This window comes from Fulvivirga ligni, assembly GCF_021389935.1.
GTDB classification, from domain to species: Bacteria; Bacteroidota; Bacteroidia; order Cytophagales; family Cyclobacteriaceae; genus Fulvivirga; species Fulvivirga ligni.
Genome location: NZ_CP089979.1, coordinates 2,852,592 through 2,875,044, shown reverse-complemented (window position 1 = coordinate 2,875,044; position 22,453 = coordinate 2,852,592). Strand labels below are relative to the sequence as shown.

General features: G+C 40.0%; 14 protein-coding genes. 6 read left to right on the top strand and 8 right to left on the bottom strand.

The genetic code is table 11. The annotated features are described in order from the left end of the window. Window position 1: 1 nt before the first annotated feature. Window positions 2-337: a hypothetical protein gene (locus LVD16_RS12300; RefSeq protein WP_233774243.1), complete on the top strand. Its 336-nt coding sequence runs from the start codon at window positions 2-4 to the stop codon at window positions 335-337. Continuing rightward, window positions 334-1,584 carry an amidohydrolase family protein gene (locus LVD16_RS12295; RefSeq protein WP_233774242.1) on the top strand — a complete coding sequence of 417 codons (1,251 nt, stop codon included), beginning with the start codon at window positions 334-336 and terminating at the stop codon, window positions 1,582-1,584. Before LVD16_RS12300 ends, LVD16_RS12295 begins: the two co-directional genes overlap by 4 nt. 83 nt (window positions 1,585-1,667) lie before the next feature. Here the strand turns inward: LVD16_RS12295 and LVD16_RS12290 are convergent, their stop codons facing one another. Continuing rightward, window positions 1,668-3,068: an NAD-dependent succinate-semialdehyde dehydrogenase gene (locus LVD16_RS12290; RefSeq protein ID WP_233774241.1), complete on the bottom strand. Its 1,401-nt coding sequence runs from the start codon at window positions 3,066-3,068 to the stop codon at window positions 1,668-1,670. 160 nt (window positions 3,069-3,228) lie between these two features. Here LVD16_RS12290 and LVD16_RS12285 point away from each other — a divergent pair, with 160 nt between their 5' ends. The 4 genes from LVD16_RS12285 (at window position 3,229) to LVD16_RS12270 (ending at window position 8,491) form a co-directional block, all read left to right on the top strand. Continuing rightward, entirely contained in the window at window positions 3,229-3,600 is a 372-nt protein-coding gene (locus LVD16_RS12285; protein ID WP_233774240.1) for an iron chaperone, read from the top strand. A gap of 66 nt (window positions 3,601-3,666) precedes the next feature. Beyond that, the gene (locus LVD16_RS12280) at window positions 3,667-4,182 is read left to right on the top strand and encodes a TlpA family protein disulfide reductase (RefSeq protein ID WP_233774239.1); all 516 of its coding nucleotides are present in this window, start codon (window positions 3,667-3,669) and stop codon (window positions 4,180-4,182) included. Window positions 4,183-4,454: 272 nt separating this feature from the next. Beyond that, on the top strand, window positions 4,455-4,886 hold the full coding sequence (locus LVD16_RS12275; protein WP_233774238.1) for an SRPBCC domain-containing protein: 432 nt from the start codon (window positions 4,455-4,457) through the stop codon (window positions 4,884-4,886). Between the two features lie 110 nt (window positions 4,887-4,996). Continuing rightward, entirely contained in the window at window positions 4,997-8,491 is a 3,495-nt protein-coding gene (locus tag LVD16_RS12270) for a PAS domain-containing protein (RefSeq protein ID WP_233774237.1), read from the top strand. Here LVD16_RS12270 and LVD16_RS12265 read toward each other — a convergent pair. Genes LVD16_RS12265 through LVD16_RS12235 form a run of 7 tightly spaced genes read right to left on the bottom strand, consistent with a single transcriptional unit; the run spans window position 8,488 to window position 22,339 of the window. Next, window positions 8,488-9,234 carry a LytR/AlgR family response regulator transcription factor gene (locus tag LVD16_RS12265; RefSeq protein ID WP_233774236.1) on the bottom strand — a complete coding sequence of 249 codons (747 nt, stop codon included), beginning with the start codon at window positions 9,232-9,234 and terminating at the stop codon, window positions 8,488-8,490. The two genes, LVD16_RS12270 and LVD16_RS12265, sit on opposite strands and share 4 nt — an antisense overlap. A 10-nt stretch (window positions 9,235-9,244) precedes the next feature. Further along, the gene (locus tag LVD16_RS12260; RefSeq protein ID WP_233774235.1) at window positions 9,245-10,549 is read right to left on the bottom strand and encodes a sensor histidine kinase; all 1,305 of its coding nucleotides are present in this window, start codon (window positions 10,547-10,549) and stop codon (window positions 9,245-9,247) included. Between the two features lies 1 nt (window position 10,550). Continuing rightward, complete coding sequence (locus LVD16_RS12255; RefSeq protein ID WP_233774234.1) at window positions 10,551-11,717, bottom strand: histidine kinase; 1,167 nt, start codon at window positions 11,715-11,717, stop codon at window positions 10,551-10,553. Between the two features lie 12 nt (window positions 11,718-11,729). Further along, complete coding sequence (locus LVD16_RS12250) at window positions 11,730-13,547, bottom strand: fibronectin type III domain-containing protein (RefSeq protein ID WP_233774233.1); 1,818 nt, start codon at window positions 13,545-13,547, stop codon at window positions 11,730-11,732. A 37-nt stretch (window positions 13,548-13,584) separates the two neighbouring features. Continuing rightward, a complete protein-coding gene (locus LVD16_RS12245) occupies window positions 13,585-13,779 on the bottom strand; it encodes a hypothetical protein (RefSeq protein ID WP_233774232.1) in 195 nt (64 codons plus the stop codon). Beyond that, window positions 13,779-20,630 (bottom strand): hypothetical protein, encoded by a 6,852-nt coding sequence (locus LVD16_RS12240; protein WP_233774231.1) that lies wholly within the window; start codon window positions 20,628-20,630, stop codon window positions 13,779-13,781. Before LVD16_RS12240 ends, LVD16_RS12245 begins: the two co-directional genes overlap by 1 nt. Next, a complete protein-coding gene (locus tag LVD16_RS12235) occupies window positions 20,627-22,339 on the bottom strand; it encodes a hypothetical protein (protein WP_233774230.1) in 1,713 nt (570 codons plus the stop codon). Before LVD16_RS12235 ends, LVD16_RS12240 begins: the two co-directional genes overlap by 4 nt. Between the last annotated feature and the right edge of the window lie 114 nt (window positions 22,340-22,453).

Sequence of the window (22,453 nt, the reverse complement as noted above, 5' to 3'; positions counted from 1 at the left end):
CATGTTACCGCCATTATTTGACAGCTGGATATCTATTTCACTATATCTGCTATTAGTCTTTATCATCATTCAGGGTATTCGTCAATACCTGGCGAAAGATGAAGATTCTCCAGAGAGGAAAAGATCACTCATTCCACTAGGAGCTATTGGAGTCATTTTCGGAGCGATAGGCTATGCAAAAGTCTACCGAGATGCCTTTGACGCCATTGCAGCTGCAGGCGATATTAGTCCCACTATAGTTGCTTCGGCTTTGAGAAATGGGGCCTCCTATCCTATTCTAGGTCTGCTATGCCTGGCCGTAACCTTTGCTTTTAAATACATTACCCCTGTAAAATGAAATTACTTTATACACTTGCTTTTTCACTCATTTCAATCACCACTTTCTCTCAAAAGATTTTACTCACTGCAGACAGGCTTTTTGATGGAGAAGAAATCCATGAGAACTATGCTGTTATTGTAGAAGGCAATAAAATAACAGCTATAGGACCCTTTAAAAAACTCAGTACTCAGGCTGATTCTGTGATCAATTTTGGCAATAGTACTATTATGCCAGGAATGATTGAGGCGCATTCTCACGTGCTGCTATATCCTTATAATGAGACTGAGTGGAATGATCAGGTGATGAAGGAATCAGAAAACTTAAGAGCTATACGTGGAGCACAAATGGCTAATAGAAACCTCATGGCCGGCTTTACTACCATAAGAGACTTAGGATCTGAAGGCGCTGGCTATGCTGATGTAGCCATAAAGCAAAGCATTGAAGCAAGTATAGTGGCAGGGCCTCGGATGCTGGTGGCAGGCAGGGCTATTGTAGCCTCCGGGAGCTATGGACCGAAAGGTTATAATCCTGATGTAGAGGTTGTTCTAGGTGCACAGGCTGCCGATGGCAATGATCTAATAAGAGTAACCAGAGAGCAAATTGGTCATGGAGCTGATATTGTAAAGGTATATGCAGATTACAGATGGGGAGCAAATAAAGAAGCTATGCCTACATTTTCTTTGGAAGAATTAAAACTGATAGTGGAAACTGCCAAAAGCAGCGGCCGAGATGTAGTAGCACACGCTTCTACTGCTGAAGGTATGAGAAGGGCAATTCTTGCAGGTGTGAGCACCATAGAACATGGCTCTGATGCCACCGATGAAGTGCTTGCGCTTATGAAAGAAAAGAACGTGGCTCTCTGCCCTACACTTGCAGCCACCTATGCCATATCTACCTACCGTGGATGGGATGATCAAACTCAACCAGAACCAGAGGTAGTAAAAGCAAAAAGAGATTTTTTCAAAAGAGCGCTTAAACACAAGGTCACCATCATTGCCGGAGGTGATGTGGGTGTGTTTCCGCATGGAGAAAATGCCAGAGAACTCATCTTAATGAGCGAGTATGGAATGCCCAACCTGGACATCCTGAAATCAGTGACCAGCGTAAACGCCAGAATTTTCAAACTCAACAATATAGGAAATATTAAACCTGATTACCTGGCTGACATTGTGGTGGTAAAGGGTGATCCTTTAAAGTCTATAAATGCAACCACTAATGTGACTTTTGTAATGAAGGATGGGGTGATTTATAAAAGTTTGCATTAAGAGCGACACCCCTCATACATATACGAACATAAAAAAGTCAGACCCAAGAGGCCTGACTTTCTTTATCATATATTATTTACATTCTATTCCTGAATAATATTGATTGCCTTAGCATTCACAAATTCCTTCATACCAAAACCGCCATGCTCTCTGCCATAACCAGAATCTTTTACACCGCCAAAAGGCATATTAGGCTGTGCTAAGCCAAAGCCATTAATAAAAACCATTCCAGTATCAAAATGGTGCTTAGCCAATTCTACAGCCTTCTTTACATCTTTAGAGAATATTCCACCCCCAAGACCGAAGCGGCTATCGTTGGCAATCCTCATCGCATCCTCATCATTATCAGCTTTTATCAGAGACGCTACAGGTCCAAAAAGCTCATCATCATAAGCAGGCTGGCCAGGAGTTACATTATCCAGTACTGTAGCCGGATAATAGAAGCCTTCACCTTCAGGTATCTTACCTCCACAAAGTACATCAGCACCTTGCTCGACACTTTTCTGCACTTGCTCATGAAGTTTATCTCTTAAATCCTTACGAGCCATTGGGCCAATTTTCGTTTCTTCCACAGTTGGATCTCCCACCTTAAGGGCTTTCATCTGTTCTACAAAAGCCTTTTTAAAGTCCTCGTATAACTTATCTACTACCACAAATCTCTTTGCAGCTACGCAGGTTTCACCATTATTGTAAATTCTTCCCCTTACACACATTTTCACAGCATTCTCCAGGTCGGCGTCTTCTAATACTAGATAAGCATCATTAGACCCTAACTCTAGCACAGTTTTCTTAAGTTGTTCCGCGCTTTTCTTAGCTACTACTTTACCTGCCTTGTCACTTCCGGTTAAAGTTACACCTCTCACAAGCTCATTTTCTATGATACTATCAGACTGATCATGATCTATAACGAGAACTTTAAACAAACCATCTGGCAGACCTGCCGATTTAAAAATTTCCTCCAGCATCAAAGCCGACCCCGTTACGGACTCTGCATGCTTTAGCAAAACTCCATTTCCAGCCATCAAGTTAGCAATGGCATATCTAATTACCTGATAAGCAGGGAAATTCCATGGCTGTATACCATAAATTACTCCAATAGGAGAATAAGTTATGATACCCCTGGTTCCACTGGCTAGTTCTCTTTCCTCATCTTTAAGTTCGTTAGGGCCATTCTCCGCTGTCCATTGGCAAATAGATGCACAAAGATCTACTTCTTGCTTACTATGCTTCACCAGCTTACCCATTTCCTCGGTCATGACTTTTGCCAGCTCATCTTTGTTTTCAGAGAGTTTTTCACCAATAGCCGCAATAATTTCTGCGCGCTCTTCCGGTGTTTTCATCTTCCATTTCAAAAAGGCTTCATGACAATTCTTAACTGCGGTAGAAGCTTCTTCATTAGTCATTAATGAATAACTTTTTATTTCTTTTCCAGTAGCAGGATTTACTGATTTTAAGACTTCCTGTTCTATAATTAGTTCTGACATAATCTTTCTATTTAATTATACATAGCGTTTATATAGAAACAGTATGCATGACGAATAGTTACTCTCATAAGCCTTAATACAGGCGTTTTAGGCGCAAATACATATATAAATTGACGCAGTTATACCCATACAACCAGCTAATTTGTAGTACCTTTATACTATGCGTAAAATGAATGCTTCTCCGAAAAATATTGATGAATATATTTCGATTTGCCCTGAAGAGGTGCAGAAAAAGCTGCAGCAGATCAGAGAAAAAATATTATCGGTGGTGCCAGAGGCTGAGGAAGCCATGAAATATGCTATACCCACCTTTGTGTATCATGGCAATCTCGTTCATTTTGTTGCATACAAAAACCATATTGGCTTCTATCCTGCGCCATCGGGTATCAGGCACTTCAGCAAAGAATTCTCTGACTACAACACCAGCAAGGGAGCCGTTCAGTTTCCTATAGATCGGCCCGTGCCGCTTCAGCTTATCGGTAAGGTGGTTAAATTCAGGAAGTTAGAGAACGAGAAGAAATTAAAATCTTAGTAAAATCACGTAAATTGTGGTTGGTTTCCGATGGATTGTAAACTATCTTTAAGAAAATATTTGCGTATGAAAATAATCCTTGTCTCTGCTTTAACTTTCATTTTACAAACTTCCTTATTTGCACAGCACGCCCCTCCCCCGGATTATCTGAGCACTCAGAATTTTCCAGATAGTGTTTTGCAATTACCTCTTACCTCTTTAGCAGGCTCATCTACAACCTTCGGTGAAATTCTAAAAAGACACGAAGGAAAGGACCTTTTAATTGATTTCTGGGCCAGCTGGTGCAGAGATTGTCTTGTGTCCGTGCCAGAACTACATGAGCTTATGGAGCATCATCCAGAAATGGACTTTGTTTTTATTTCTTTAGACAAAGAAGAGGGAAAGTGGACTTCATCTATTGATAAATATGAGTTAAACGGTGACAATTATTGGCTACATCAAGGATGGAAAAACACCTTAACCAGTTATATCAATCTGGATTGGATTCCTAGATATATTATAATTGGTGCGGACGGACAAGTAAAATTACCTAAAGCAATAAAGATTAACGAGCCTGAAATATTGAAGGCGCTTGGTGAATAATGACCTCTTGAGGCTTATCATTTAAGTAATTTTACTGAATTAATAGAAGAATACTTCTTACTGAAAATTTTCTAAATCCTTAATTAACCTATACTACGTATATATAAGTAACAGACTATGAGACTGTAAGGGTGGTAAATAATAGTTCGTAGCCGGTAAAAAATATAATTAATTAAAATATTAATATAATAAAAGCAACTATTGCTTACATAAATTATTATACAATAATGATTTAATTGATTATTTTCGCGTACCTGACTTAAACTGACCCTATGGAATCGCTAACTGTAAGAGTACTTATTGAATCTACCCCAGAACTCGTTTGGGAGTTATGGACTGGCCCTGAGCACATTATACAATGGTGCCGCCCTTCGGATACTGTAAGTGTTACTCAAATCAAAAATGACCTCAAACCCAATGGTAAATTTTCCTATACCATGGGAACCAATGAAGGTATTACAATCATTGAGCACAGTGGATATTATGGTGAGCTCGAAGCTCCTACCTTAATGACCTACAAATTAGATGATGGCAGAACTGTGACCATCACGTTCATCAGTGATGGTAATCTCACCAGAATTACAGAAGTATTTGAACTCCGTGCTAATGAAAGTGCTGAAAGTCAGAGAGCTGGCTGGCAAAGAATATTGAACAACTTCAAAAACTATGTAGAAGAATACATTAAAGAGAAAAGCTTTAAATAGATTTTTCTTAGAGAGATTTTTATTAATCTCAGAGTTTTCCATCGGTTTTCATCTACCATTTCTAGCTAATTTTCGTTAAATTAAATATGAGATAAGCGCTATAAATGAGTATGAGGACAGAAAACAGAAATTCACTAGTTAGCCTTAGTGAAATTGAAACTTTATTAAACATTTCACCATTTCCGGTGATATCTTTTAATACAGCTACATTTCAAATTGATCAGGTAAACAGACCTGCGATCATAAAATACGGTTACTCAGAGCCTGAGTTCTGCTCCATGAGCATCGATGGAATATTCTCTCAAACAGATAACATCAAATACATCGATTGGATCCAGATCAACCCTCCAAACAGAGGCTCCATATGGAACCATGTAAAAAAAAACGGACAAACTTTCTACGCTAAAGTACAGGGCGAAAAATACTTAGATAATAATCAGGAGCACATTCTGATTATGATCCATGACATTACCTCAGACCTGCATCAAAAAGCCGAAATTAGAGGATATAAGCGTATTTTTGACGCCATTACAGACATCAATCAAGTGCTCAGCACTAATATCAGTGAAATTGATGCCCTCAATCAAAGTTTTGAAGTATTAGGCAAAACCCTACAAATAGATCGTATCTACTATTTTGAGAGCCTGAATGACTACGAGTCTTTAGAGGACTGGGAAGGAGAAAAGAAGATAGAATGGACGGCCAAATTCACCCCTGCTCTTTCAGTCAATTATTTGACCTATCAGCATTTCCCTGATTTGATGGACAATATTGCTGAAAACCGTCAGTTCGGCATGATCACCTCAGAACTTCCTAATAACAATTTGAGGGCCTATCTCCATTCTCAAAGAATTATGTCTATAGTATTGCTCCCTATCTTTATTAAAGACAAGCTTAATGGATTTATAGGCATTGATGACTGCGAACTGGAAAGAAAGTGGAGCAAGAGCGATATATTATTCATCGAAAATTTTGTAGCCTCTGTAACACGTGTAATTGAGGTGCATTCCGTGCTTCAAAAAGTAAAGCACAGTGAGCATAAGTTTAGATCTTTGGTGCAGGAAGGTCTGGACTTAATTGCTGTGATTGATGCTGACGGAAACTACTCGTACATCAGTCCTTCATCAGTTGCGGTGCTTGGTTATGATCCGGAAAAGCTATACTCACAGAATGTATTTAACTATATTCATCCTGAGGACGTTTCGCGTATTAGAAGATGTCTGGCTAAGGCATTGACCGAACGCATAGTCACCATTCCCCCCTACCGATTTAAGGACGCACATGGCGAATGGCATTGGCTCATTACCAAACTGTCTAACCTGCTTAATGATCCCATTGTAAATGGTATTGTCACCACTTCACATGACATCACCAAAGACATATATCAGGCTGATGAATTACAACTTGCCAATGAGAGGTATAGGCTAATAGCCAAGGCCAGTAAAGATCATATTTATGACTGGAACCTGGAATTAGGCATGACCCAAAGATGGGGCGAATCACTCCATACTCTTTTCGGATACGAGGATGATGAAGTTCAGGATAGTGACTTTTGGAAAGACAAGGTACACCCTGAGGATCAGGAAAGAATTTACACTACGCTAAATAGAGCACTGGAAAATGATAGCGTAGATCAATGCTCAGAGCAATACCGCTTTAGAAAAGCTGACGGCAGCTATGCTATAGTAAGTGATTCGGGACATATTGTTCGAGATAGTAAAGGAAAAGCTACCAGACTTATCGGCTCTGTTAGAGATATTAGTTCTCTGGTCATTGAAAAAGAGGAAGAGCAACTTATGCTATCACTATCTAATTCCATTGGCCAGCCCGGTTCATTGGAAATCAGGTTATACGCATCGTTAAGCATACTTCTCCAACGCGCACATATAGATGCTGCAGAAGCTTGGATCACTTCCATTGACAACAGGCAGATTAATATGGTAAGTTTTGCTTTAAAGAATGACAGTGACATCAGTTTCTATCACGGCTCACAAAAACACACTTCATTTAGCTATGGAGTAGGCATGCCTGGTTATTTATGGAAAGAAAAAGAGACCGTAATCTGGAAGAATATCGATAAGAACAAAGACTTTATTCGCTGGCAATCAGCCAAAAATGCAAATTTTAAGACCACTTTAGGTGTACCTATAATATACAATGATCAGTTTCTGGGGTCGTTTTTATTGCACTCTAAAAGCAAGTCAGAAGATTTAATCTACCTTAAAGATGTGTTACAGCACGTAGGTAGTCAAATTGGCGCTGTTCTAAAGCACAAGATTACTGAAGATGTATTTAATAATTTCTTTCATATATCATCGGATCTGCTGAGCATTATTGGCTTTGACGGAAACTTAAAAAAGCTCAATAAATCCTATTCAAAAATATTGGGCTATTCCGAAGAAGAACTACTCAACACTCCCTTTGAACGATTAGTGCACCCTGATGATCAAAGCATTTTTGCTGACTTTCTTGAGAAAAACATAGAGCAGCACAAGACCGTACATAAGGAACTACGCATAATAGGTAAAGACAATAAGGTTCAGTGGTTTCATTGCACCTCGCAATTTAAGAAAGAAGAGCGTGTGATATTTATGGTAGCCAAAGACATCACTGATCAAAAGAAAGTAGAGATAAATCTTAGACAAGCAAATGACAGACTGCAAACTGCCCAAAATATAGCCAAGTTAGGATATTGGAGCAGAAAACTCACCGATGACGTAGCTGAGTGGTCAGATGAAACTTATGCCATATTTGGCTACCAACCCCATGAGTTTGTACCTAATATGGAAAATATAAAGAAAACCTTCCACCCTGATGATAGGCATATGCTAGATGGTCTTCCCTCCACCGAGCATTTTTTCACAAACCGTATTATTACTAAAAACAATGAATTAAAATGGGTTAAACAACATTTTGATCTGAAAAAGGATGATCATGGCGTTCCCTATCTCATTGAAGGAACTGTGCAGGACATTACCGAACAGATGGAGCATGAAAAGCAGCTGGAGATCAGTAATGAAAGGTTTGAACTGGCTATGCAGGCTAGCAATGAGATCATTTGGGACTGGGATCATAAGACCAATGTGATTACCCGAAGCGCTAACTATGAAAATCAGTTTGGATATAAATCCAAAGAGCTTAACCACTTGGAAAACAGCTGGTTCTCATTAATTTTAGAAGGAGAAACAGAGGATGTCTGGAGCTCAATTAGTACAGCTCTGGAAAACCCTCAAGCCACTTTCTGGACCAAAGAATACAAAATACTGACTGCCACCAACGAAACTGCCTATGTGGTAGATCGTTGCCATATTTTGAGAGACGAGAATGGCAAACCAGTGAGAACCGTGGGTGCCGTGCTGGACATAACTGCCTCTAAAAAACAGCTAAGTGAGATAAGAAAACAAAATAATGCGTTAAAATCTATCGCCTGGATGCAATCTCACCGGACCCGAGCGCCATTGGCCCGTATCTTAGGCATAATGAATCTAATAGAAATGGAAACAGAGGTTCCTCCAAACATTAAAAATTTACTTGATCACATGCTCACCTCCGCTAATGATCTGGATGAGGTAATCAAGAAGATCCTGAAACAGACAGATATTTAGGTAGCCATTTTCATAGCTTCAAAAAATAGCTCCTTGCGCTTTTGAGAAACTGGTGCCTGTGAGCCATCTTTTAGCACTACGCAACCTCCATCCTGTTTCAGGTACCGATCCACTTGTCTCAGATTGATGAGTGTGCTATAATGCGTGCGGTAAAAATCATGATCAGACAAGAGATTTTCATACTCTTTCAGGTTTTTACTTACCACCAGTTTTCGCCCTCCCACCAGAAAAAAGTTAGTGTATGAACCATTGGCCTCCAGCCGTATTATATCTTCAGTTTTTATAAATTCAACTCCCTCCATGGTAGAAAGAGAAATTCTCTTTTGCTCAAACCCTTTGATATTACTCACAAGATTATGCAGGTTCTTATTGTAATCCATCTCTTTCCTTCTCTCTCTGGTTTTCTCCACAGCCTCTTTAAGCTCACTAATATCTATGGGCTTGAGCAGATAATCCAGAGCACTGAACTTGATGGCCTTAATGGCATAATCCTCATAGGCTGTAGTAAAAACCACTTCAAAGTTCAGCTTCTTTACCTGCTCCAGCACTTCAAAACCATTTCCTGTATGCAGCTCTATATCCAAAAAAACCAGGTCAGGTTGCTCTTTGTCTATGGCTTCTATGCCCTCCACGACCGTTCCGCACAGAGCGGCTATAGTCACATCTTCACAATACTCAGTGAGTAAATTCTTTAGGGTTTCCCTTCCATGCGGCTCATCTTCAACGATAATTGTCTTTAACATAGCATTTATTTTAGATGGTTTCAAAAGGAATTTTTATTGTCACTCTGGTACCGCTAGATTCTCCATGATCATCATATAAATCATCAATAATCAGCAAGTTATCCAGATCAGGATACATCAACTTCATGCGCTCACGAGAGTTCTGAATGCCTTTAGATATGTGGTACCCTGTCTTTTTCATATTGATCATTTTAGATCTTTCCCGGCCTATGCCATTATCCACCACTTCGCACAAGAGAAGACTATGATCTTTCTTAAATGTGATATGAACTTTCCTATCCCCTTCCTTCTGCATTAATCCATGAAGAATGGCGTTCTCTACATGGGTCTGAATAAGAAGTAGAGGAACTTCAATATTATAGAGCAATAAGTCTTCATCTACCTCCACATAGTATTTGAAGGCAGCTCCAAATCGTAAACTTTCCAGCTCCAGATAATGATTTAACAGAGCCAATTCATCACTTAATGGAATAAAGCCTTTGTCAGCATAGTCCACAAATTTTCTGATCAGCCTACCGAATTTTGAGAGATAGTTTAACGATGAGGTCTTATCATTTATGGTGAGAAAATGCTGAATGGAATTGAGTGAATTATAGAGAAAGTGAGGGTTCATTTGAGCGCTTAATGCTCTGATGCTCAACTCCCTGTTATGATGTTCAAGCTGCTCGTTCTGACGCTCTATCTTGTGCTGTTGCTTCTGAGACTTCTCAAGCAGACTTTTTAGTTTTTCTTCAGCACTTAGGTTAAGCTTTTGAAGGTAGACAAAAGTAGATATAAAGATTATAAAGCTTACGAATGCCCCTATGAGTAGTACCACGGTAGGATCTAAACCAGGATGATCCATCTGTATGATGAACTCCTCTGATCTGGGCATGTAGTCATAGGCAATCATGCATAGCGCTGTAAACACTATACCGAAGATCATCCACTTCTTTTCTGTTATTCCGAAGAGCACCAAGGGCACTGTGATTCCTGACATCATAATCAGCCGCTGAGCATCTCTAATAGAATCTGGAAGGAAAGCTCCGTTTACCGCACTTAACAAAGGTGCACCCATCATAAAGATTATCCTGCCCACGGTTATATAACCGAAATAGTTGAATACCAGCAGCATAAAGCAAAACATGCTTCCGAGGGAATAGCCCAGAAATTGGGGTAGCACATCCAAATAGAAAAAGGCAATTGGAAACAATGATACTCCGGCAATAAAAGAAATTCTGTTACCCAAAATCAGCTTTCTGTTGAGATGATCCGGATGATCAGGGGAAGTGCCCAACGCACTAACGGTATTCCAGATGTGGTTTAAAGTTTTCAAGTTAATCGGCCATTAGCCAGATGGGAATAATCATTTTAAGAGTGGCCTCACCATACTCTATTTGAAGGTTTGCCCGAAACATAGCATTGAGCATTTTGATGCGGTCGTATATTCCAATCCAGGGTTTAGAGTTATTATTTGCACTTTCCCACTCTCGCTCATGGCCTATGGAATTTGAAATACCATTATAGCCAATTTCACATTCAATATAATCATTTTCAGATGATATTGATATCAGCACCTCAGTATGCTTTAAATCTTTTACCACAATGTTTGCCACCACATGTTCCACAAATGGCTGAATAAGGATAACCGGCGAGCGTAACAGCTTTAAATTTAATGAAGGTTGTATATGAATATTATAATTAAACTTATCACCAAACCTCAGTTTTTCCAGCTCCATATAATATTTAACCAGATCTATTTCTGCCGATAGATCGATATCATCATCTGGTATGGCCTTCAGTGAGAGTCGCATAAATTTGGCAAAGAACGACAAATACTTCAGCGACAAGTCCGATTGCTTCGCCGAAATAAAATGCTGTATGGCATTCAATGAATTAAAAACAAAATGCGGATTGAGCTGAGCCTGCAATGACTGCAATCTATAAGTGGACAGCTGATTTTTAAGTTCTAAGTATTGCTTTTCCTCCTCTTTGAGCTGCTTTTCCGCCCTTACGTACATTATTTTGTTAGCAGAAAGATTCGCTATAAGCGTAAACACTTTTAAATGCCAACCGGTATAAAATCCTTTAGAAGAGTGCTCTGAATCAATGATACCAATCACCTTGCTATTCAAAACAATAGGCACCGCAATTTCCGAGTAGCGGAGCTCATCATCTTTTATGTATCTATTGTCCAGGGTGGTATCATTCACTATCTCTGCCTTGCCGCTTTTAGCCACAGCCCCAACCACTCCTTTTCCTACAGGTATTTCTATGGGTGAAACAATCATTTCCCCGTATGGATTCTTAGCACCATAAGCCGCTCTCTGCACCAAGACCTGCCTTTCTTCATCTAAAATGTAAATCACACAATCCTCTAACCCGAGCTTAGAGATACAATTTTTAACCAAATCCCAAAGCACCTCTTTTTCAGACTTTTGCGCCATTAACGAAATAGCAAAGTGATTGATTATGTCCTCAATGTTTTGAATTTTATCCGCCAACTCCTGAATCTATTATTTAAACGACACTGTAAATGGATCACTAAGATCAGACTCTACTCCTTTAGCTGTAATTACCTTCACCTGATAGGTGTAGCCTTCTTTTACCAGATAGAATTTTTTATCTGCGAAACTTCTCTCCTTACCATATGATGAGCCATAAGCCTTCACCAACTCAGCTCCCTGCCCTCTGTAAATCACAAATTTCACGTCTTCCGAGCTTTGGTATGTCCAGCTTAGAATGAATTGCTTACTCTCCTGATCAAATTGACCTTTAAGGTTCTGTACCATAGGCACTTGAGCTACACCAGACTTAATAGCAACAGATGTACCTTTGCCGGAAGGAATCTTACTTTTATCGATAGCTTCCAAAGCATACGAATATTTTTGCCCCGACTCGATATTGACATCTGCATAATGATTTTCATCTCCATTAAACTCCGCCAACTTCATCCACTGACCTTGCTGGCCTTGTTTTCTCCATAAAATATGCTGAGCCACATCTTTACTACTACTCTGAGCCCAATACAGATGTATAGTGTCCTGCACTACACTGAAATCATTAATTACAGGCTTTACCGGGGCTATGTAATCTGGCCGTTCCAACTCTAAGACTGACGAGAAGGGAGAAGGATTAAAGTTGAAGTCAAAAGCAGCCACTTTGTAGTATACTTTTCTGGTAAGGGTATTTAACGGAATAGTATCTAAGAAATAGTTGCCAGGAATAATTTCATTCGTTACCTGAAGATACTCAGCATCAGGATGATCAGCTCTATACACGCGGTAGCCCATAAGATCTTCTTCATTACCCAAAGGCCAGGCTAGTGACACCAGCCCTAAGGAATCAATCACACCTATCATGTCTTCAGGCGTAGATGGTGGCGTATGGTCTTCAAGGATGGCCATGGCCGCAACACTTTGCTTTTCATTCCCCAGCTTATCCACCGCTATTATTACATAAAAATTGGGTTTATAAGGTATGGGGTTAGCATCAGTATAGTTCTTAATCGAAGTCTTAAATGGCTTATCGTTAATTTTGGTGAAAGGACCATGAATATTATCCGCTCTGGCTATAAAATAACCAGCATGATCTGGTGTAAGATCCGGATTATCTTTCCAGCTTATATCTACAGTTTTCTCTGAGGTGCTCTTAGCCAGCACATAAGAAGGAGGTGGCGGACCATTTAAATCTACAGCATGCGCCGAAACTACAACAGAATAACTTCCTAAATCTGCAAAGCTTGTAATCCCTCTTATCCGATAATAATATGTTTTTTGATAAACATCTACCTCATCAGCATAAATATGCTCTGATGCCTCAGAATCAAGCGTTTTAAAAGGCACCTGCATAAGAGGGACAAAAGACTTCCCATCTGCAGATCTTTCTAGCAAATACCCTGAAAAATTATTATCATTGTACTGCTTGGGCCAGTTGATTATTATTTCACCGTCTTCACCAGTAGCTTTCACCTCCATAACGGCTTTAGGCTCATACACATCTTTCACCTTTTGCCTTCTGCCATTCACCAGCACCTTTGCATTCTCTTTATCCGAAGCCAGCACAACACGATAAAAATAATCACCGTCCTTTTCCACTCCTTTGTCTACATAACGAAAGGCCAAACCATTGGCAGCCTGAATATTAAACTCAGCACTGTATAATCCCAAAGCCAGTCTATTCTCTTGCTCTTCAGATGCCAATAATTTTTGACTAAATGTGGCTGCCTCTTGAGGTTTCATCATGATCTCTCCTAATAAAACCTGAGCCGCTGTGGCCACATGCACATTGGTGGTATCACATTGAGATTTCCATTGCTTTAACGAATAAGGCATTATGGGTGCATCAGTGAGTCTTTTATAGTCAGTTTCACTAATTTTTTTTTCTCTCCACGTAATATCCTACCTTATTAGCTACCTTCCACAAATGCGTGCTTCCAGGAGCCCATCGCACCACTACAGAATCTCCATAGCTTTGAGTAGCCACATACAAGGTGTCCTGCTTTGCTTCCTGTCCATATGATATTATGCTTAAGAGTGATAAGAATATGAAATATGCCTTTTTCATTAGTGCTCAGGATTAAGTTGATCTATACTAAAAAAGTATTCTCTAGAGGTATCTTCATTGCCCAGTTTTATGGAATAAGATCCACCAGGTCTCGGAGAATAATGCATGATATTATTAACATAGTTTTTTATACCAGGATAATAACAATTAATACCATTTTCAATATCCAAGAGCAATTTACCAGATTGGCATTCAGTAAAGAACACACCTTCTTCCTCTTCATTCATGGTATATATATACTTCTGAAGTAAGTAATAATCTCTCATTGTCACCCATTCAGTATAGTCTATTACAGCCATATATCTTTTAGCATTAGAGCTAAAAGAGGTAGCTCCCATTACTCCTGGAGAGATGGATACAGCTTGTAAATAAAGATTTGTTATTGATGAGCTTGATGGAGATGGTGCCCCACCCTGCTGTAATGCATTATTGATTTTATCATTTTCAAGCAAAGTAGTCTTAAAACCGAAGATCTCCTTATTTTGAAAATCTATAGGTCCGTTTTGAGTAATACTTTGGTAGAATTCCTGAAATGGCTTATGTGTGCTACTCATCATTTGATAAACAGTAGGCAGATTTCTAGAACCCAGATATTTACATGAGCTCAACCTGGTTGGCAACCAAGGTGTACCATCAATCCCCGGTTCAAAATTCTCCCAATATATGCCTGGATATGGAATATTAAGAGTCTGATAATGATCTACATACATACCTTCTTCATTATCATAATATTCCAGCTTAGCCCAGTCATCATCATCTGGTCTTTTAAAGGCGTCTCCTGGTGAGCCATAGAAATGATTAGCTACCCAGTCATCATACGGGGAGGTATTCATGATGGATACTTGAGGTGGCACATCAATAGTCTCATTCTGATTATTAGCAATGGTTATTGTATATCCGCCAACTTCATATGGTTTTTCAAAAGCTTCCTCTATTTCTAAAAGAACTACAGGCACGTTGGTTCTCACTCTATATTTACTCCCATCAATATCCCAGGCATGCTCATGCACAAAATCACTGCTATTGAACATTTCAAAATTGTCTGCATATTCATGAGTAAGCACAGGGCCAGTTTTTATACTATTGAGCTTATCCTGCAATGTATTAAACCTACTCGTTTTGAAATACCATGGTAAATCATCAAATAATGGCCATAATAACCCTTGATCTCCTTTAGTTTTAGAAATTAACTGTTGCTTTTGCCTTTTGATGTAAGTACCATCACCCCCATTACCTCCCCATACTAATTGAGAAATATTCACTCCTGGGGCGGGAGGCTCTGGCTCTGGAGAGTTCGGTGCTGAAGAAAAGCTATTAACTGCATTATAGTTGGCCGCCATTACCTGCATGCCTGAACTCAGCTGCATGTTATTAACCGACTGGCCCTGTTGCTGTGAGATACCTGAATATACAAAACTTCCAGTACCGCCACCAGCGCCTTCACCAGAAGCTACCAGTATATTCTGATAAGTTCTTTTAGTATTTGTAACCGGGCCACCTGCATTAGGAGGCAAGTAATTAACATATAACTCCAGCTGATAGATATCGTTATTTTTAAGTCCATCTGGCACATTGAATTCCATCTTTTTTCCACCATCAGCCATGGTGTAAACTCTATCAAAGATGGTATTTGTTTTTAACTCTTTGAATCTCGCAAAAAATTTAAAGTTACCAGAAGATGCCCCTTTGTATTGACCAAGCTTAAAAACTTCTTCATACCACCATGCCTTATTTGTAAAATGATTATGAGGGTTTCTAAACTTCAAATATCCTTTTTCCAGATCATCTTTTTTAAAGAAGTTTTCCTTGTATTGCGGAGCACCCTGCACCAACTGTTCTTTAGCAATATGCTTAGGCCAGGAGCCACTTTTAAAAGTTCCTGTATGTGATTCATCATGCACTTTTTTATCTGCTCCAGGCGCTACTTGCCAACCCTGCACATAGATAGTGTAATTCACTATGGTATGCTCAGGCAGCACCATATCTGGGTAATAGAACGTAGCAGACTGATCATCAGGTCGATAATTCATGTGAGGCTTTAAATCAATAATTACAGTCTGATTAGTATTAGGGTCTTTATATTTTAATTCGAATGATTTGAAAATATATTTATAAGTCTTTGTGACTAACTCTCCATCCACTTCTTCATCATAAGAGAAGTTACCTTTGGGAAAATTAAAAGCCAACTCAGGCACCACATAAACACTTACATCTTGTTCATTTTTGTTGGGCATGATATCTGAAACAATAGGCATTTCCTCAAAAGGATTTGAGCTTCCCTCCTCGCATTTCTCTCCTATTTCAAATCTAAACTTGGTATTAAAGTCAAAGAGTCCGTTAAGCACCTCTCCTTTAACAGCAAACTGGCCTTTAAGCCAGGTAGGATTAGGCAGCGCAGCCTGGATAGTAGCAGCTGCCTCAGCTTCCAAAATGCTAGCCTTACCCTTCCAAACCCATAAGTTAAGTTGCACGCCTACATCAAAATAAAGATAAAAGTAGGCTTGCCCCTTAGCATACCAGCCATTCACACCAGCCCCTGGCCCACATGCACCAGCAGGTAATTTTTTAAGAAGAATATCAAAGCCTTTAATGAACTCAATATCTGCGTAGAAAATCAGGTAATCTATATCAGCATAAAAATGAGAGCCTGCGCCAAAAGCCATTCCAGGGCTGGCAGGAACAGCCTCGGGGTCATTGGTAGAAAGCAAGCCAATGCGTGGTGAGGGGTTAAGAGATTCTTTCTTATCAGCGAATATATTCCTTACCTTCAACGGCATTTTTGGCATATCCGGGATATTGGACCCCATCATAAAGTAGGAATGAAACTCGGTCTTTACTATTTTAAGATCTATCGCTATGTGACTGCGGCTCTCATCTAGCCATGGCTTGTCCTCATTAGTCCACTCACCCAACTTGAGCCACCATTCCTGTGGAGAAAACCATAGATCTAAAGTAGCACCACCGGTTATGAGCCCGGAAGCAATATCCAGAGACATTTCGGCAATAAACCTGAAGTTTGGCCTATTTTCTGCAGCATTTTGTCCTTCAGCCGCATTAGGAATACGCGGTTGTATCTCAGCATAGACTCCTCCCGTAATCAAGCCAGAGCTTCTATCAGTGATATCTTGCATTACGTAACCATTACCCTCTAATATCACATGATTGACAGCACCATTAGATTTTAACTCCATAGTGAACTTTAAATCTCCATTAAATGCAGACTTGGCCCCGGTAAGCCCGAATGCCACTGCGGCACTGAAACCAAAAGTTCCCTGATCAGGAACATAGTTCAACCCATCTTTATTAGCTCCCGGAGAGGTATCATATGCAGATACAGCATTGAGATTCTGAACTGTTTGTGCCTCTGTCTGATCCCTTGCCATATTACCGTAAGCTCCACCACCTATGCCATAGATAGACGCCATGGTTCCCGGAATATTAAACCCTGCTGTCCCCAGGTTGGCCATAATATCAAAATACCAATATCTAAAACCATCTACTTTACCTACCTGAAGTACAGCATCTATTCCTGCTCCGCCCAACGCATTGATCACCACCTCAATCTCGCCCCTGAAGCCATTACCATATTTAGCATCATCCTGATAGATGTCTATCGAACCGTCCAGACGAGCCACACCTATATCTCCATCAAGTGAGATATGGTTAAGCTGTGTCTTTTTGTATTCAAACTTGTTGTTAGTATACTTAGCAAAAATCGTAAAAGCCGTACTCCCATTAAGGCTATTCGCCATATTGATAAGCTCAAGGTTCAGATTAAAACTTAGGCCAATTAAATCACCTTGCTTTTGAAAAGTGGGCGTAGTACTATGAGCACTGAACACCGAAAGCTGAAGATCAACCCCGTTACCATTAGCATTTTCAATAGCTCCTATATTTATTTCAGGTAAATTATTACCATTATCAGTTATCGTAAAATGCTCAAAATTCAAAGATGGCAGGCTGAAATTTGAAACACTATTGTTAGTATCCGGGTCGCTATTATTATCCCAACCCAAAGAAATTGAACCCGTAAGATCGGCTGTAGGCCGGTAAGTGTTACCAACTTTTTGTATACCAATGGTAGATGTTTCTTCCAGCTCCACCTGAGCAAACCACATATCTACATTGAGCTGATTAGATTGCTGCACATTAAACTGAAAATCAACCGTTTGAGATTCGTTTTCCGAGGCAAGTAAGATGGCATTATAACTCAATTCATTTGAAGCTATAGGCAGCTTAAGGCTACCACTTATATTACTACCTGCTATTGAACTATTACTGATCTGAAGCGAGAATTCATCTAAGGATAAAGGCCAACTCCCTACCTTCCCTTCCGACATACTCATCAACACTTCACCGGCGTCCACCTCTCCTGAGAAACCATTATTACCAAGAGAAAAATTTTGAACCGAAATACTCAGAGGTGTACCATTCTTTTTAAATACCCCGTCAGGAAACTGCATATTGATTTCACCAATAAAGATACCTCTCCAGCTAGCAGGCTGACCCATTCCATTAGGTGTTTGTGTATCTGACTGATCAATAGTAATGTCCGAGGCAGTGAACTTCATCCCTACTAACTCTGGAATAGTGAATGGGTGATTGAGCGCTGTGAGGTCAAAGGTCCAGTTATTAACATCGGTGACAGCTATCTCAAAGCTAGCTTCTACCGTTTCTGAACCAGAAATTACACTGCCCGAATTGTTTACCGGCAATACCAAATCACGATCAAAAACCATTTTACCATTTAGTGTAATCTGCTCTATTCCAGCACATGAAAACTCCGCCATAGTGGTGTTGGCTTGTAACTGCATAGAGGCATGCTGAGCGAAGGGCACCTCCTTAGTCATTTGTAGCTTGAGCTGATTATTGGGGCCGAAACCATTAGGCCTGATACATGAAGTAGAAGATAAAGTTAAAAAATCATTAGCCTGGCTGCTGCTGAGCATTTCTACAGCGGCTATTGTATTTAACTGTGCTTCTGTAGATGTGAATATGATTCCAAGAATAATCAAATCAAAGTTTCCATTATCATATGCCAGCGGAAGACCTATAGAAGAGGTATTTCCAGGAGAAAACATGCTATACCTTCTACTAGGGCTTTGCACCATATCCATTAATGCGGAAACGTCAGGTAGATTAGGGTTATCAATGGGTGCATTCACAACCGCATTGTTCTGCAACGCTGCCAAGTCCATATCTGCAGTAATTTTACTTCCAGCTCCAAACATCTGATTATCAGTATTTACCTGAATATTGTTCCAGCTAACGTTGATTACCGTATTCATAAACGCCAATGGGATGGTTCCTGTACCGTGGGCACTGTTTCCGCTAACTACTGTCATGCTAAATTTGCCTGCTTGAACTACCTGTCCAGGGGCTATTTCTTTGGTACTGGTATTGGTTGGGGCCGAAATGCTGCAGCCAGAAAGACAGGCATCATCATCATTATCTGCAGGCGGCGGAGATGTGGATGGTGGACCAGCCACAAGCACTCCTTTGGGATTAATGCTAATACCATTTGGCGGTGAACTAACAGGTGCAACGTAATCATTCACTACATTCTTCTTACCATAAACAAAGGTGCATACTTCGCTATGACCGTTATTACGGAAATTAGCCTGTGATTTTCTCCTTCTTGAGTTTTTGCCAACAGCTGTGACCCTAAAAGCATAGCGCTTACCCTCTTCTAACCGTGGGTCTGCCAGAGAATAGATGTAGGCATTAGTAGGTACCACTTTCTCAAATAAGGGAGGCACATTAGCAGCTTGCACTGCCTGATTGGGATTTATATTCTGCGGATACATCTCAACTATCTTCAAAATGTACTCAACTTCATTTGGCCTTACTCCTGCCGGTATACTCCATGAAAAAAGCAGGTTTTGAGGTTTAACCGCGGGCACTTCAGCATCGCAAACTGGCTGGATAATCATGGGGGGCTCATATTGCCTGATATCAATAAAACTACAGCCAGCGGGACTGCCCGGAGACCTGGCCTCTCCCGTTTCATAATCTACCGCCTGCAGGCAAACCTGATAGCTTCCTTCTGGTAAACCATTTCCCCTATAAAGGCCTTCCCGATCAATACCGGTCAGGCGAAGCGTGTTTTCATCAAAATATTCCCTTAAAAATGCAGAGGTAATAGTGAGAGTCTGCGCTGGCCCCAATCTGATGGGTGCTGTAGGTATAAAGTCATTAGGAATGGTCAGTCTCACTCCGTTGTTACCCTCAATACTGCCTATGAGTCTTAGATCTTCTGATTGGGTTCTGGATTTATTTTGAAGGATAACCAGCAACTTATTTTGATTAATATAATCATCTAGATAAGTAGAATAAGGTGGTATAACCTGGGTGGTGAGGTTCACACTGTTCTCGCCAGCCTCCTGCAGTATAGTAAAAGGAAAACAACCCGGATTACTCACCAGAACAGCACCGGTATTCGCTTCAATTACATTTAGGCACAGATCATAATTTCCTGAAGGCAAACCATCACCTCTGTAGAGTTCATCTTTGGTAATACCTTTTACCTCTACATTCATCTCATTAAAATAAGGCTGCAGCTGAGCACCCGTAACCTGCAGAACCTGCAGAGCATTTAAGGTATAAACCGCAGAAGAAGGATTGAGATCAATATTTAACCCGGAAGATTGAAGTTGACCATCCAGCGCCACATTCATAGGAAACGTAGCGTTATTCCTCAGTGTAACAATGACCTTACTACCAAAATTATTAAACCCTGATCCATATGGAGGAAGAACCTGCACATTTATACTTACCGTTTCCTGTGCATGTGCAAAAAATGGAGCCAACAGCAAGATTATCAAGCATATATTTTTCAAAAATGGTTTCATTGTTTTTTAGGTTTAGGGAAGGTGTATCTACACTCAAAAAAGCCTGTAAACTCATTGTAACTTAAGGTGGCCTGTTCGGATTTCAGATAATTTAGATTTAAAGAGAGCGTCATCTGTTTACTGGCCTGAATACCTGCCCCTAAGGTGGCACTGTGTGAGTCTCCGTAATCAGAAAAATTGGAACTCCAGGAAAAGTTTGTGTTAACCTTTCCTTCCTTAAATCCTTTACCTGCACCCAAAGAGAAGCCAAATGAGTTGGATTTGCCGGTGTAGATAGTTAGCGTATTAGTGGTTAATGAAACGTTCAGGTTCAATTCCTTTTTAACCAAAAGAAAGTTATAGTTGAAATTTAAAATGGTGGCCGAATACTCGCTAAATGGCTGAGTAACTACATTATCATCATTGAGCTTAAACTTGTTGAGCATAAGCATAAAATTGTGCACCCGAAGGCTATCCATGATATTGTAGCGTAAACCAGCTGTAAAACCAGGGTTGCTCATGGCCATCCTGGTACTATCAGTAAGCTCAATAGTTCCTGATTCCTGAGTTGACCTCATGTTTTGATAGCCTAAATCAAAGCCCAATTGAGCACTTGGATTGTAGGACATATTTAATCTCGGAATAAAGCGCTTAGTAGTGTACTGCTTTTTATCGGCCAGGTTATCTCTCTGATATGAAATACCGCTGGTGAGAATGACCTTATTCTTAAGCAAGTAAAAATTGGGAGTTACGTTTATCATTTCCCTGTCATTGGTAAAGAAATAGGCCCCCATTGACTTATAATCCGGATCTATTTTTTCATAGTTTGCCCTCACATTAAAAGCTCTACCACTATAATTTAAAGCTGCCTTAATGGCCTTGTAATAATATGTAGTGGCATTTTCCCGTATAAAAGGTTTAATCAATTTATACCCGCCTACAGAGTCCTCTCCTTCCACCAAAGATTCGCTATCACGTGTATAGGCACTGAGAGCGGTTTCAAGACTTAGCGTAAGCTTATTGAAGAAAGTTTTTTGAGCATTTAAACCTATGATAGCATTCTCTGCCGGTCTAAAAAGCTGCTTTATTGAATCATCCTGAATAGAGCTGGCATCATCCTTTCCTTTAAATAGAATCAGATCGATAAAGCCATTATTATCTCCATAACCTACTTTGGCACTCCATCCGGTGCGTTTATAGACAGGATCTTCGGCTATGGGTATATCTTGTATTTGAAGCAAGGTATCCAGAGAAAGGCTATCTCTCAATGGTCTGAACTGAACCGCGCGCCTTAGCCTTCCCGCCATAAATGACACTCTCAGTTTATCCGGATTCAAATCAAAACCCGCACCTAACATCTGGTGACCAGCCAATGTCATAGAGCTATGAGTAATATTTCTGTAGCCCAAATGAGCGGTAGCCCATTTATAGGTAGGGCTTACGCCAAATTGATTAAAAGGCTGCCCATAAGATGTGCCTTGATTACTATAAGAAAAGGTAAAAGGTAGCGTGAGCTCATAAATACTGATATTGAGACCTCCACTGAATACATACCCGAAAGGATCTCGTCGGCTTTGTATACCTGAAGCATTATAAAAAACTAATCTGCTACTGATATTACCGGAATAACTAAAGGGCTGAGCCTCACCAATACTTGAAAGATCCTGCGCGTAGGAATAATTGGTAATAAATACCAACAAACAAACAATATAGAGGTAACGGAAGGGCATGTAGGCTTAAGGTCACCTTAAGATAACTATAACACGTCCTTATAATATGGGAGAATTGATACTTGAATGATTTGAATTGATTGATGAGCCCATCTAATTGATAGATGAGCTCAT

Bases quoted from the DNA above. Each gene is read 5' to 3' on its own strand.
- LVD16_RS12285 (WP_233774240.1), top strand. From the start codon at position 3,229: ATGCGTAAAATGAATGCTTCTCCGAAAAATATTGATGAATATATTTCG.
- LVD16_RS12300 (WP_233774243.1), top strand. From the start codon at position 2: ATGTTACCGCCATTATTTGACAGCTGGATATCTATTTCACTATATCTG.
- LVD16_RS12290 (WP_233774241.1), bottom strand. From the start codon at position 3,068: ATGTCAGAACTAATTATAGAACAGGAAGTCTTAAAATCAGTAAATCCT.
- LVD16_RS12245 (WP_233774232.1), bottom strand. From the start codon at position 13,779: ATGAAAAAGGCATATTTCATATTCTTATCACTCTTAAGCATAATATCA.
- LVD16_RS12270 (WP_233774237.1), top strand. From the start codon at position 4,997: ATGAGGACAGAAAACAGAAATTCACTAGTTAGCCTTAGTGAAATTGAA.
- LVD16_RS12240 (WP_233774231.1), bottom strand. From the start codon at position 20,630: ATGAAACCATTTTTGAAAAATATATGCTTGATAATCTTGCTGTTGGCT.
- LVD16_RS12250 (WP_233774233.1), bottom strand. From the start codon at position 13,547: ATGCCTTATTCGTTAAAGCAATGGAAATCTCAATGTGATACCACCAAT.
- LVD16_RS12235 (WP_233774230.1), bottom strand. From the start codon at position 22,339: ATGCCCTTCCGTTACCTCTATATTGTTTGTTTGTTGGTATTTATTACC.
- LVD16_RS12275 (WP_233774238.1), top strand. From the start codon at position 4,455: ATGGAATCGCTAACTGTAAGAGTACTTATTGAATCTACCCCAGAACTC.
- LVD16_RS12295 (WP_233774242.1), top strand. From the start codon at position 334: ATGAAATTACTTTATACACTTGCTTTTTCACTCATTTCAATCACCACT.
- LVD16_RS12265 (WP_233774236.1), bottom strand. From the start codon at position 9,234: ATGTTAAAGACAATTATCGTTGAAGATGAGCCGCATGGAAGGGAAACC.
- LVD16_RS12280 (WP_233774239.1), top strand. From the start codon at position 3,667: ATGAAAATAATCCTTGTCTCTGCTTTAACTTTCATTTTACAAACTTCC.